Raw genomic sequence first — 13,460 nt, 5'->3', positions numbered from 1 at the left:
ACTGCTAGATGGCCGCTGAAAACTTTATGAAATTTTTTTAAAAAGCTCCGAATTACTGGCATAAGGTATTTTGAGCCTGCCAGTAATTCTGTGTAACTGCCATCGTATTAAAGGTGATCGCTCAGTCGACTCAATAATAAAACGGTTCATCGCCAGCCGCCAGTTCTGGATCGGCATACTCCGTTTTTTCGATGCAGCCAGGATCGCCAGATAAATCACTTTTCGTACTGAGTTATCTGTTGGGAACACCTTACGCTTCTTTATCGCCTGTCGGATTACGCTGTTCAGCAATACTATAGCGTTGGTCATGTAAATGGCCTTGCGGATATCCGCTGGGTAGCCGAAGAACGTATTGAGATATTCCCCGTGCGCACACCAGCTTTTACTAATTTGCGGAATTTATCTCCCCAGACATCTTTGGTTTTAAGACCTTTAGCCAGTTCAGCCGAAAGGGCTTTGAGTTTCTTATCGTCCATAATTTATCTATCTCCATTAATTGAGTGAACATATCAAAAATAGGCAGATACACAATTTAAATTACAGGCTCACATCACACCTATTTCTGCAAGGGATATCCTACGATATCCCCTGTCTGATCTGGCGCACGTATATTACTTATTGATTAAGTCGATAATACGATCGCCTTCAGCATCTTCCTGTGCCACCCGGCTAAAGATACTACTGTCGCTTTGTGTACCTACCTTGATTGGTTCTTTACAATCTTTGTGGAATACTTTTTTCCCATTTTTTGTGACGACGACGCCAGACATATCACCGTGTTGCTCTTTGTCGTAAACAATATATTCATAGACCCCTTTTACGATGCGAATCCAATATAAAGATCCTCCGGCGATCGTTTCTGCGCTGTAATACGCTGTGACTCCCGGCTGATTAGTGACAAGATTCAGCTCCGCAATAGGAGAAGATGCTGTTCCCAGAGCATATCCGGCAGCATCCTGGGCAATAAAAGCGCTGGCAAATTTATTATTGGTTAGCAGACACTCAAGAGTTAATTGTTCCTGATCCTCTGAACTATAGGTCTCGGCAAAAGATGTCTGGGCGGCGGCAATACAGCCTAAAACTAGTACCGCAATTTTTAAGCTAAACTTCACGTTCTTCACTCCTTAATAAACATGTGTGTTTAATCGTTGTGTGAGATTAATTTCCGCTTTTAATTTGCTTACAAGTATCCAGCCACCCGGCGGTATCAATTTTCCCGTTTGCCAGATATTTTTGCTGATTCTGCCAGTGCGCGGCGAGAAATGGCTTAAGACCTGCAAGACGTTTGTTCAGGGTGAGCATTTGATCGAAAACCGTCACTTCGTGTTTCAGACCTTCCTGACCATAAAGCGTGGCTGAATCAACCAGACTACTGGCGTAGTAACTCGTCAGTTGTTGCAGGCGATCTGTTTGCTCGCCAAGTTTTGTTTTTCGGATCGCGCAATTTTTATCACTGTCATCTTTATCCTTACACAGCAATTCATAGTTGTGATTGAGGAAGTCAAGAAAGCGGCCATCATCCTGCAATTTTGTGCAAAGGAAGGAGCCGAGGTTAAGGCTGGCGCGGATCGATTGTGCCCGTTCTTCCTGCTGTTGCTGATTACTGGCGCGGAGCTGATTTTCCAGATCCTTCAGTTTCTTTTTCATCTCTGTGTCTTCAACGCCTGATGCCAGGCTTCCCAGCGCTTTTGCGGTGTCTGTGGGGGCGTCTTTGCTCTTATCTATGCCCGGTTTATCTGCACCGAGAGTAGCCCAATTTTTCTCCAGCTGTTTCACTCGGTCTGTTGATGTAATGGTCGGAGAGACCAGAACCAGACGCAATCCGGTGGTTTTGCTGGTGAAAGGATGGGCTTCATCGTAGTAGTTAATTTCTTTACGGGTCGCGCTACGGATCTCTGATTCATTCGAGATGACGCTGCCTCCGCGAACCACAAAACCACCAGCCTGGCCGTGAAGTCTGTTGATTTTATTGAGATAGAACGGGGTGAACATCATCTCAGAGACGTTGCCCAGCATATCGTGTAGGCCGAGGGGGTTAGGGTTCAACAGCCCAATAAGCTGTACTTTGCCGTTAGAGGACTGCGAACCGGAATACCACTCATAATTTTTCATGTCATCCATCGGGTAGTGGGAATCACGGAATTCCGCACTGTTTACCTTGAGGCCGCCGCGTGCTGCAAATTCCCATTCTACTTCAGTGGGCAGGCGTAAAAATCCAGGGTTGCCATCCTCTTTCGGTAATTTGTCGAGAGCATTCGTGCGTAACCACTGGTTATATTTATCGGCAAAATTTACCGCATCGAACCAACTGATATTGGTTTCTGCGATGCTTAACTTACGTGATGGCGTGGGGCAGGTACCGCTGGTTAATGCCTGGTATTGCAATGCTGTCAGTTCATATTTGGCCATCAAATAGTAACGACCTTTGCTTTTTTTGCTTTCGGTAAAGCTACCGGCGATAAAGGTTGGATAACTGTGTTCAACAAACCCCCATTCTCCGCCATCTTCTCCTAAGGTGATCGGCATATCATCCAGAGGGCCCGAGACCGGGATCTCTACCTGACGGAATACCATGGCACCTTCACAGGGCATGGGCAAAATAATATCTTCGCTATCCGGCTTGGGGTTATAGATTTTCTCTGCCCACGGTTCGGCCAGCACGGGCGACATCTTCACCAGCAGAGCCAGCGCCAGCCAGCGTGATAATGTGGAAGGGGTAAGGGTCATGAACGTTCTCCGCAAATGATAAATGCCTTGGGCAAGTAGGAATATGGGTTATGCCTCGCGCAGGCTCTGCGCAGGTTCAATATTAATGGCGCGCCAGGCACCAATGCCGGCGACCAGTGTCGCCACGACAATGGTGAGTATCAGAGCGACGAGGCCGTGCAACGGGGTGATCTTACAAATCATTTGATCTGTTGCCTGACTGCCCGCTAACGCCTGGTTAAAGACCTGACTGGCTAAAAGGTAGATCGCAAAGCCGCCGATATAAGCCACCAGACTAAGAAGACAGCCTTGAAAAATCACATAGGCACCCACTGCGGGACGGGTAAAACCGAGCAGGCGGAGGACAGCAATATGTTTACGTTTGCGGTCAACATTCGCGATAAATGAGCCAATAAGTGAGGCAATACAGCCAACCAGTGCAGTGGCGGCAATGGTATTAAAAATAATGCCCAAAACCCGATTGATGCTTTTCACATTTTCTATATCAGCCAGACGGCTGGCGGTTTCGATGCGCTGTTCCCGGAGATCGCGCTCAAGGCTGGCAACCTGATCAATATCGCGGGCGTATAATCTGGCGCGTGCGTAGAGCGGTGGTTTACCGTCAAGCTGCGCACCGCTGGCCATCCCCAACCCGGTTACCGCAAAGCCATCGCGGAAATGTTCAAGCGCCAGCAATAACGAAGGCTGGGTAAAGATCGCGGCACGATTAAAATAGGTCGCAGGCAAAATCCCCACGACGGTAACGCTTTTTCGTCCCCATTCCCGGCGTTCATCAAGCATTCTGCTTACTCGCAAAGAGAGCGAATCACCGACACTGACCGCTAATTTACGTGCGGCTTCCTGAGTAATGACAACCTCGTTTTCCTGATGGAGTTCAAGGGACTTGAGTAAAGGGTCCCCTGAGTCTGTTGGAATAACTTCAGCGTTCTCAATGAAATGTGTGCTGTCTGTTTGCAGGTCAGCAAGCGTATTTAGCGAACGCGTTTGCCCGATGGCGAAACCCACATCGGGTCGCTGCCGTAACTCTTCGATCCAGTTTTGGTTGTAGCTGCCGCTACTCAGCATACGGATTTCCAGGTTGCGAGGGTCACTGGCCAGATCTTCTTGCAGCTGGTTCACAATCCCAAAACGCAAACCGAAAAGAAGTAATAAAGGTGCGATGACAGCGACGAGAGAAGAGACGATGCAAAAAGAAATGATGCGATCGTGCCACAGGTCTTGCATAGCCAGGCGGCCCAGCAGTCTGGCTCGGTTAAAGGACAAAATAGGTTCCTCCCTGTTCGTGCTTCGACGATGCCACTAACGGTTCAGGCTGGGCAGTTAAACAGGGTAAATTGAAATGTTGTACCAGTGGCCAGTCGTGGCAAACAATCAGCGCCATCATGCCTTCCTGGCGGACCAACTCAATAAACAGGCTAAATAATTTCTTTGCGTTGTAGGGATCAAGTGCGGCTGTTGGTTCATCAGCCAGTACCAGTTTTGGACGGTGCAATATCGCACGTGCGAAAGCGGTTCTCTGTCGTTCACCAAACGACAACTGCGTTGGATATTTAGCCAATAATGGCGCAAGTTTGAGAGCATCGATTACTCTGTCCAGCAGCGCGTTGTCGGGGCGTAATCCCAGCAACTGGCACGGCAGAAGGATGTTATCTTTGACGCTCAGATAGGGAAGCAACCCCCCATTTTGCAACACAAAGCCAAGCTGGCGGGCGCGAATACCCGCCAGTTCATTATGTTGTTCATCCTGTATCAGCGTTGCGATATCAAATTGCTGTGCACCTTCGTCCAGCTCGAAGCACCCGATTTTACTGGGTTGCAGTAATAAGCCGATGGCTTCCAGTAGCGTGCTTTTACCACATCCACTTTCACCTGTGACCGCGACCACCTGGCCTGACCGCAGCGTGAGCTGCGGCAGGTAAACCCGGTGAGCATGACTGCCCTGACCACGAACAACGCACAACTCTTCTATGCGCAGCATCAGGGCATCATTTCCAGCGGGATGGGATAAACGCGATCGCGCGGATCGCTTCCTTTTGCCAGCTCAACCCAGCGATCAACATCGGCGTTATATTTTTGGTAATGACGCAGTTTAGATGACAGCGTGCGGATAAATTTCTCCTGTGACAATCCATCCCAGCTTTTCCAGGTCTCTTCGTCGAGGTTCAGGACATCGCTCTTATAGGGAAGATCGGCCAGATATTCTCCCAGCACCCCCAGATCGCCAATGCGGGCATTGTCCTGTTGTTTCAGCTGGTTAGGATCAGCACCCATGGTTGCCGCAACAGTACGCAGTTGCTCAAACATTTTGGTCGGTGAGATCATCCCCTCATTTGCTGCTTTAAGGATCTGGCTGACAGCATCGCTTAAGTCGCTTAGCTGACCTTTGGTCAAGAGAACACGAACGTCGGTGGTAGGAATGTTTTGCTTAATCAGGTCGCGGTCGCTAATCCATGCCTGAAAGACTAACGGGGCTTGTGTGCTGTTACGCTTACCCAGATAGGCCAACTGCATGGCATGTCCAATTAATGCCGTATCCTGAAGCAGCTTTTGTTCCGGTGTCAGTTTCTGTCCATCGTCTTTCGCGTAAAGCGCACTACCAATCGCAGCATCACCCATGTAAGCGGATTTAACCTGCTCAGTAATGGCGGAGGCTAGCGCATCTACCTGCTGGCCAAACATCTTGATATCACCGGCATTTACGGCCTGGTAAAGGTTGGACTGGGTGCTGTCAAAATTGGAGAGATCGCGGTACTGGCTTTCGGCTTTGGCATGGTTATCTTTGCCGCCTGATGTTTTTAGGTGCAGCGTATAGATAGCAATACCGCGGTTACCCGCCTCAAGGCGAAGCTGGCTGGCATCCAGACCGGTACCTGACAGCTTGTTGCTACCGTCAATAGCACCTGCATCGGTAATCAGGACCATGTAACGAGCGCCAAACGGGCTCCAGTCAATGTCATCAATAGCTGATAGCACGCCGGAATACGCATCCTCGTCATACAGAGAACTGGAGACTTTCGCTTCTTTTAAATCAGCGACTTTCTTCAGGAAATCCGTACCATCTTTCACATGGTTAGGATCTGCGTAAATCTTTGTGCGGTACTCAAGGCCCGGAACGGCTTTGGTATTCGAGCGAAATGAGATCAACCCAAACTTAACCTGCCCATCCAGATGCTCTTGTTTGATCTTGCCATAGATCTTATTAACCGCTTCTTTGGTGCGCTCAATGTAAGGCCCCATTGAAATGGTTGAGTCAATAACGAAGACCACTGAGGCGTTAAACCCTTTCAATTGATTTACGTTATCTTCTTGTTTTTTATCCGTTTCAGCTTTACTGACGGAGGCTACGTTAAGCAGGCGTGTATAGAAGCCATCTTCGGTCATGACCTCTTCACCGCTCAGGATTGGCAGCAGATAAAACTGCTTTTGCAGATCGACAAAATATTCGGGCTCTTCAGCCTGAATACCTTCGGCGTGGCCATCCCGTTTTAACTTGGCGCGAAGTGGGGCAACCAGCGATACGGGATCGGGGGCAGAGAGAATATCATCAAGGCTTTTTCTCTCTTTAAAGAACAGCAAACGGTCACGGTTTGCCGGGTTGGTAAATGCCAATGTGAGCTGCATTTTCCAGTCGACGGTACATGACTTTGGTAACCAGCCTATAGTTTTACCAAAGCTATCCGGCCCGACCTTAAGCCAGCTCTGGCCGTTTGCATCTTCTTTTTGATAAACATACAGGCTACTGAAGGCCGGCTGTAGCTGACCTTTATCATCACCTGCGGCAGTCCCAAGTTTGCAGCCCGGGGTAGTGAGAACACGTTGATATAACGTTTTCTTACCTTCCTGGAGCAGAGGTTTGTCGCCATCAGCGGCAAATACATGCCCGCTGAGCAACAGACCACATAATGGCAGAGCCAGACGACTCATTGGATTCCAGGTCATTTTCCTAGCTCCTCAAGGCGCTGTTTGGCTGTTTGGTTGTCAGGCTCCGTTTGCAGAACGGTTTCGTACCAATATGCTGCAGTATCTTTATCCGGTGCTTTGAAACATTCACTTGGCTGGTGGTATTTCGGGTCGTATTCACCTGCGTACACGAGCGCGATTTTGGTATCACCACCCTGGGCACGGTTAGCATACAGACGCTGTGCAACACCACATTTTTTAGCCTCTTTTGCGGCCTGGATAATGGTCAGTAGTTTGTCACTGTCGAGTTTTTCCTGAACGCAGCTCTGGACGAAATCAAGCTCGTTCTGGCTGTTCAAACCCTGTGCAGAACAGGTGCTATGAGCGACAGGCTCTGGTGCGGCGGCGGATGCAGACGCCGGTGTTTCTTGCTGTGCTTGTTCAACGGGAGGGACTTCCGGTGATTTATCCCGGCCTAAAAACCACCACAGCGCACCAGCAATCACGACTAATGCCAGTATTGCCGCGCCTATAACAGGAAGGCGGGAGGACCCCGATTTCGCCGGAGTTCTCGCTTCAGTATGAATTACCGGCTCTACAGGTTCAGGGGCAACAACGGTTTCTGTTGCAATGACGGGCTCAGAAGGAACTTCTGGAGTAGCCAGCATGCTGCTGCCGCTATAGTTACCTGTTTCACCTCTTGCTTCAGAAGAGAGCAGTTCGTCGCGCACCAGCTGTAACGTGGTATTGCGTGTTTCTCCAGAATCCAGCTTGATCTGAATTTGTACCTGGCTTGCCGTCGCCAGCAATGGGTCAAGCAATGTTGGGCCAATACGAAAACCGCTACCATTATTTAACGCATAACCACCGTTCATGGTAAACCAGTGTTGCGCCGGGCTCCAACTGCCATCGGGTTGCAGGTAGTTCTGCTCGTTATTGCACAGTGTAAAGGTCAGATTAGTCAATATTGCGGTTTCACCACGCAGGCGGACCATCAATTGTGCAGTACCTGGCTCTGCCGGCTGGCAGGCGATGATTTTAGCTAGCATGGCATGTTCTCTTGTTTCAATTGGCTGATAATCTGACCAAGTTGACGATTCTGTTCGAAGGAAATATCCCGTGTGGCGCTATGACCCGCATTGTCCAGGACGACGCTCATCAAAGCAGAAAGCCAGTCACCCAGATAGGAAACGCCGGGCTGTGGTGCGACGGTGGCGAGTTGTGGCAACTCATCGTTAGCGAGCTGCTTCTGACGCAGAAACACTTTGTTTTTCTCGCCAACATAGCTGTTGGGTACCTTGTCTGCTGGCAGGGTGAGATAACCAAACCAGGCAATAAAATCACGTATGGTCAGTTGAGCGCGTAAAACCTGACGTGCTCGCATGTGTACGCGAGTTGTTTCAGCCTGCTCTTGACCCGCCAGGGCATGTTTCAATGTCCCTTCCAAATCCAAACGTGTGGCGGCGGTGATTAGCTCTTCGCTGAGTTGATTAATCAGCTCACTGCTCATGCCCAGTTGACGCCACTGCAACGGTTGCTGCGGCAACTCCCGTAGATGGGCTACCCAGGCTTTAAAGGCCTGATGCGCGAAATCGTCATCCTGGCCTACGCGTTCCGCTGCGGCAGTTGCTGGCGCATCAACAACGGCGGTTTCAACAGGTGTAGTCGCAAAGGGATCGCTGGCAAAGGGGTTATCAGCGAACGGATTACCACCAAACGGACTGGTTGCGAAAGCATTGATGGTCGGGCTTTCGCCTTCGGTTTGCGGCGCCTGCTCGAGGTCGCGAATACTCAAATAAATGTTGTTGAGCTCCTGAGTCGGCAGAACCAGGCGTTCGATAAGTTCCCCCATACTGTGGGAACATGCAGACAAGCCCTGCCATAACTCTTTGGCAATTGCTTGTTTTTTCACAATCTGCCCATCACCGTCTTTTTCGTACCACCGGCCAAGACGTTGATCGCCGGTTTCCATGCGACATTGCAGCAGTTGTTGCTGTAAACGTTTTAGCTTGAAGTCGAGATGGGCGACGCCGCGCAGTGCTTTCGTCAGGCGCGACATTCCACCGTCGTTGAGTTCGAGCATTGCCTGCCAGGCTGCTTTCGGTTCTGCAACGTGCATATTCACATTTTTTCCGCAGACGAAGGTGCTGCCCATGGTATCGAGTACATCGCGGTAACGATCGCTGATACCCACTTCCTGGAGTCTCTCCTGCCCGGCATCACCTTCAAGCCTCAGGAAAGGGTTATCAAGCCCGGGTTTGCGTACCAGGAAACAGTTGTTGAAAGGCTGGTTGGGTGCCCATTGTGAAAGCCATTCATAGTGCGAGAAACGCTCCAATAAAGTCATGTGCATCATACCTTCCCAGCCTTCTTTTAACTGGCTTTCGGTATGTTGCAGGCTGTTGACGATACGCATATCACACATGGTGATTGCCCAGAACAAACCCGGGTTGCGGCCCCCGCGCTCTTCGGCACTCTTACCCTGGGTTTTCTCTACCCAGCGGTTTAATACCGGGCCCACATCAGCAACGTCGCTCTGTTTGGCTGAGCTGGCGCATACGACAAGCGCATTCATTTCCTGGTTATCGGTATAGCGTTCGAACAGGTAAGCAACTTTTCCGCGAAGCAGGAGCTGCGAAATCGCGTTAAGTCCATCCCGGCCAGCCTGTTCAAGTGCGGTGATCTTGAGACGACCGCGATAGCCAGGGAAGTCGAGCAGATCAACCTGTTCTACAACGCTGTTGGTTTCAACTTCTGCCAGAGGGAAAATCAGCTCTGTGGTTAAGGCCGCCAGTTCCGCCTGCGTTAAGTTGGCGCTACCAATTTGTTGTTCTTCTTTCCAATAACGGATCTCAACGTTGCGATCCTGGTTGGAGCCCAACCTGTTCAGGCTATCTACGTTCATGATGCTGCCGCTGCTATGGTCAGTCAGCGTTTCCAGCGGGGCAAATACCATCCGGGTATGGTTCAGTTTCGCCAGTACATTGGCTAATGAACGGTAGGTTTCGGTGAGAGCTGGCTGTTCTCCCCACAACAGGGAAAAGAGCTCTGCACGATCATTTGGGCTCAACGTCGGGGCAATTTTCAACACCTGCGGCCACCAGGCGTGTTCAAGTTTCTCAACTGACTTTTTAAAGGAGGCGTTAAGGTAATCCCACAAGGCGACGACATCTTCCTGGCTGACGCCGTTATATTCCTGAACCTGCACAGCACGCTGCAAGAATGGGCGCAGGTGCTCTTCAACCCGGCTTTGGTCAAGCTGATAGCTCAATTGCTCATGGTTGAAGTCGTTAAACCAGGCGTTGGCCAGAATCTTAGCCAAATCGATTTCACTGAACAGTCGCAACGGCACTGGGTATCCAGCCGGCGCGGCAGGCGCCTGACGGGTAAAGCGAGTGACCAGCCCCGTCGCTTCTTTACCTCCGCCGACAGGGTTTACCTCTTTGATAAAGTCAACACGCCTTTCGCCGTAGAGTGCTTCCAGCGACCCATTGCTACCAGCAGCGAGCGCTGAAATGAGGTACGATTTCCCTGCCTGAGAAATACCGAAAAAACCGACGGTCATCGGTGTTTTGGCAACCTGAGTCAGGCTATTGGCCAGATTCCTCGTACGCAGCAAACTCAAGTTGAGTTTGTCTGCTTCGTTGTCTAAACGACGTGAACCGGGGCGTACGTTGTCGACCCATCCGAGTGCGTCCAGGCATCCCTGAGCGATAGCAGCCCAACCCTGAGTGAGAGATTTTTGTTCGCTATTCATTATTTTTTAACACTCCCGCTATCGAGCCAGTGACGGCTATCAATGAGCCCTCTGTCGGGCATCGTATTGAGTTCCAGATCCAAATCACGTTTGCTAAATGACTTATCGGTGTTGCTGCTGACATCGGCGATCGTCAGGCGATCGCTAATCAGTCCAAGCTGACGAGCTCGTTTACCCTTATCGATCGTCAGTCTGACTTTGAGATACGGGGAGCCATTATCCGTGGACTGAGCCGAAGAGAATTTTTTACGTCCTTCTTCGCTAAAACGGAGGGTATACAGCGGTGCTGCAGTCCAGCGTTCTGCATCCAACTGGCGATAGCCTAAGCGCAGGTCGCCACGCATAACGATGCTTTGTGTGGTTTTCTCGCCATTTTCATCGGTGATGGCCGGAAGCTTGATCTGCCCGTTTTCAGACTCGATATGTTGATAAACGATGTCGGCATCGCGAATCAGGTTATCCATATCAATGGTGCCGATATGGCGAATCGTTGAATACGGTTTCAGCTCTGAGGTGCGGAAATGGAAGTTAGGGATGCTGTGGTTTGCACACAACTGCGTGAGCATGGCACCCACTGAAGCCGTACTTTTTGGATCGTCGATATGACCGTTTTTATGGAACGGGTACCAGGTACCCGTCTGATAACCATGTAACGGCAGAATACGCCCTGGCGGTAACGGAAGGTTGCGACGAATAATCGCCTGAATCCCAGGTAACTGAGACGGCCGGCCGGTGAGTAGCAGCAGATCGCAATGATAATAAGACAGCACTTCACAGAGTGCAGTCAGGACTTTATCGATGCTGAACTTACCTGCACAGAGATCGCCATGGAGTTTGGCGAGTGGCAGATTAAGCATGATATCCGCGAGCTTAAAGTCGGTCGGACCTCCCGCTTTCTGAACTTCCCGGCGCACGAATCCTTCGACTTCATCACGAATACAACCCACCGGTAGCAAATCGCCGACACGTTGGTTAATCAGGGTATGCGTTTGTTCATCAAGCGGATCGTAATGTTCGTATGTTCCCAGGATATGTAATGCGAGCGGGACGAACAGTTGCAGGCTCAGTTGTTGGCGAAGCACGGCTTCGGCTGCGCTAATATTCTGCGATCCGCACAACTGGGACATCAATGTTTCAGTGGACATCACACCGGCTTCACGCAGGGCTTGCTCAAAAGCGGGGAGAACGTATGACTGAATAACATCCAGCAAAATGTCATCACCTGCGATCTTAAAACTGTCGCGAAAGCGCTGGTGAGGGATGATATGTACGTTAGTACCACCACCAGTGTGCCCATTATGATCGAGGCGGTAATCGGTGATCACCAGATCGGTGGTCCCGCCGCCAATATCAATTGACGCGATAGTGATACTTTCACGATCGCTACGGTCTGGTCGGCCAATTGCGTCGAAAAACTCTTCCGGATGACCGGCAAAGTTCTGATTAATCTCGGTATACAGGTAAACCAACTGTGCACAGGAGGCTTCGTCCCACTCCACCCTGATTTCAGGTAATGGGATCTTGATGTTTGCTTCCGTATGCTCTTCTTGTACGTCCTCATACGGATCGTTCTCGCCGTTGTGCCAGCGTAACGATTTCCACACCAGGCCGACAGCCTGACGCATGCGTTCATCCAGCACACAGCGTTCAGCCATGGGCATACCTGGCGGAACCGTCAGAATAATATGGCGTAGCTGACGCGGAATCCCAGCGTGTCCCTGGCGAATACGCTGCTCCGGGCTGTTAATCTGACTAATGGCCTGGGTCAGAACTTCTGCCAGCATAAAGGTCATCAGCGAACTGCGTGAGTAGCGTGGCGTAAAGACGGGGATGCGATCCATCTCATCTTCAATGGTGTGCAGGGCTTCGCCTCTTTCATCGATCAGATTGGCAAACGGTGCTGCCGTTGCCAATGGATTGCTGTCCTGCACATAGCTGCCATTAAAACGCCAACCCTGACCATAAAACTTCTCATCCCACAGATAGCGTTTAGGGCTGGATAGGCCTGTTGAACCTTCACTACCTTTACGACGAGCCGCCAGACGGCTGGCTTCACCACCAATACGTGCGATAGTCGGCCACTGGAACGCATCGTGGCGACCGCTGCGTACAGAGCAGTGATCTTTGCCGAAGAAGGCTTGCGAAAATTCGACCCGGCTTTCAAAAGGATCGGTATAGATATGTTCGGGGGCACTGAGATCACGTAGTTTCAGCACATAGTTATGCCTCATGCCTGAACCTGATTGCCCGTGATCTTCAATAAGAATGCCACAGGTGCGCGAGTTGCCCACGTCGAGTATCAGGTCGACGGCGATGGGTTTGATCGCATTGGTTTCCCGATTGGCGATCACCCTGAACTGCGGCAGTTCAATGACGGGTTCAGTCTGGGTTTGCAGACCTTCGACTGGAATCGCCATCAATGACAGAAGGTTCAGGTAATGTGCCAGCGGGTATTGCTGTGCAAGTTCCTGTTCACGCTCGTCGATATCCCGGCCTTTGCTCGCTTCTTTGAATACTTCTTTGAGCCAGTCGGTTATCCAGTCCTGCGTCAGGTACCAATTTAGGGCATAGGTTGCAGTTGCGACGGCGAAGGTTGCCCCAGCATTCACATCTTCCTGGTTCGGGCTGAGGTCAGCGGCAGCCTGCTGTTTAGCCATAATACGGGTGTCGATCGCCAGCGTCATGCGATGGCTATGACCATCTAAATCGGGTTCTGGTAGTTTGACTAAACGAAAACGAGCCCAGTTTAGCGGTCCCTCCTGGTACACATTCGGTGGGCTAAAGCGAAACAAAGGAAGCGGTAACCAGATGCCGTCGAACAACTTCAGGCTCTGTTCAACAGGGATATCGTACTGGCTTTTGGCCTTCTCGATGTTATCGGGGGTCGGCTGATAGAAATAGTAATCGCGCTGCTCGTTGTAAATTAAACGGGTGAGTACACCGTTTGCTAATTTGACAAACTCGCCAGCAGGCAGGCGGCCAAGGGACAATCCGAAATCCATAAACTGGATCCCAGAGTCACCCACGAGGGTAATTTGACGATCGAAAGATACAATCTCAGGCAACATAGTTATCT

Annotated in this window: 8 protein-coding genes and 1 pseudogene; all 9 read right to left on the bottom strand. The window is 50.5% G+C overall.

Annotated features, from left to right (window positions below; translation table 11 throughout):
- Positions 1-107: 107 nt before the first annotated feature.
- Positions 108-410: pseudogene (locus HVX64_RS00565) on the bottom strand (transposase); the annotation flags it as partial.
- 201 nt (positions 411-611) lie between these two features.
- Positions 612-1,112 (bottom strand): hypothetical protein, encoded by a 501-nt coding sequence (locus HVX64_RS00560; protein WP_044254410.1) that lies wholly within the window; start codon positions 1,110-1,112, stop codon positions 612-614.
- Between the two features lie 46 nt (positions 1,113-1,158).
- Complete coding sequence (locus HVX64_RS00555; RefSeq protein ID WP_073527533.1) at positions 1,159-2,727, bottom strand: SUMF1/EgtB/PvdO family nonheme iron enzyme; 1,569 nt, start codon at positions 2,725-2,727, stop codon at positions 1,159-1,161.
- A gap of 48 nt (positions 2,728-2,775) precedes the next feature.
- Complete coding sequence (locus HVX64_RS00550) at positions 2,776-3,990, bottom strand: ABC transporter permease (protein ID WP_077899761.1); 1,215 nt, start codon at positions 3,988-3,990, stop codon at positions 2,776-2,778.
- Positions 3,980-4,705, bottom strand: coding sequence for an ABC transporter ATP-binding protein (locus tag HVX64_RS00545; protein ID WP_044254422.1), 726 nt, complete (start codon positions 4,703-4,705; stop codon positions 3,980-3,982). Before HVX64_RS00545 ends, HVX64_RS00550 begins: the two co-directional genes overlap by 11 nt.
- Positions 4,705-6,666 carry a vWA domain-containing protein gene (locus HVX64_RS00540; protein ID WP_046401683.1) on the bottom strand — a complete coding sequence of 654 codons (1,962 nt, stop codon included), beginning with the start codon at positions 6,664-6,666 and terminating at the stop codon, positions 4,705-4,707. The genes HVX64_RS00545 and HVX64_RS00540 overlap by 1 nt, the downstream gene beginning before the upstream one ends.
- Complete coding sequence (locus HVX64_RS00535) at positions 6,663-7,676, bottom strand: hypothetical protein (protein WP_052443878.1); 1,014 nt, start codon at positions 7,674-7,676, stop codon at positions 6,663-6,665. The genes HVX64_RS00540 and HVX64_RS00535 overlap by 4 nt, the downstream gene beginning before the upstream one ends.
- Positions 7,670-10,384, bottom strand: coding sequence for a virulence factor SrfC family protein (locus HVX64_RS00530; protein WP_044254427.1), 2,715 nt, complete (start codon positions 10,382-10,384; stop codon positions 7,670-7,672). The genes HVX64_RS00535 and HVX64_RS00530 overlap by 7 nt, the downstream gene beginning before the upstream one ends.
- Positions 10,384-13,452 (bottom strand): virulence factor SrfB, encoded by a 3,069-nt coding sequence (locus tag HVX64_RS00525; RefSeq protein ID WP_046401685.1) that lies wholly within the window; start codon positions 13,450-13,452, stop codon positions 10,384-10,386. Before HVX64_RS00525 ends, HVX64_RS00530 begins: the two co-directional genes overlap by 1 nt.
- Positions 13,453-13,460: the final 8 nt, after the last annotated feature.

The organism is Citrobacter sp. RHB20-C16 (assembly GCF_013890155.1).
Classification (GTDB): Bacteria; Pseudomonadota; Gammaproteobacteria; order Enterobacterales; family Enterobacteriaceae; genus Citrobacter_A; species Citrobacter_A amalonaticus.
The sequence above is the reverse complement of the archived record's forward strand: the minus strand, read 5'-3'. Positions and strand labels throughout refer to the sequence as shown.

Excerpts from the sequence above, each read along its gene's own strand:
- HVX64_RS00555 (WP_073527533.1), bottom strand. The coding sequence starts at position 2,727 with ATGACCCTTACCCCTTCCACATTATCACGCTGGCTGGCGCTGGCTCTG.
- HVX64_RS00545 (WP_044254422.1), bottom strand. The coding sequence starts at position 4,705 with ATGCTGCGCATAGAAGAGTTGTGCGTTGTTCGTGGTCAGGGCAGTCAT.
- HVX64_RS00540 (WP_046401683.1), bottom strand. The coding sequence starts at position 6,666 with ATGACCTGGAATCCAATGAGTCGTCTGGCTCTGCCATTATGTGGTCTG.
- HVX64_RS00535 (WP_052443878.1), bottom strand. The coding sequence starts at position 7,676 with ATGCTAGCTAAAATCATCGCCTGCCAGCCGGCAGAGCCAGGTACTGCA.
- HVX64_RS00530 (WP_044254427.1), bottom strand. The coding sequence starts at position 10,384 with ATGAATAGCGAACAAAAATCTCTCACTCAGGGTTGGGCTGCTATCGCT.
- HVX64_RS00525 (WP_046401685.1), bottom strand. The coding sequence starts at position 13,452 with ATGTTGCCTGAGATTGTATCTTTCGATCGTCAAATTACCCTCGTGGGT.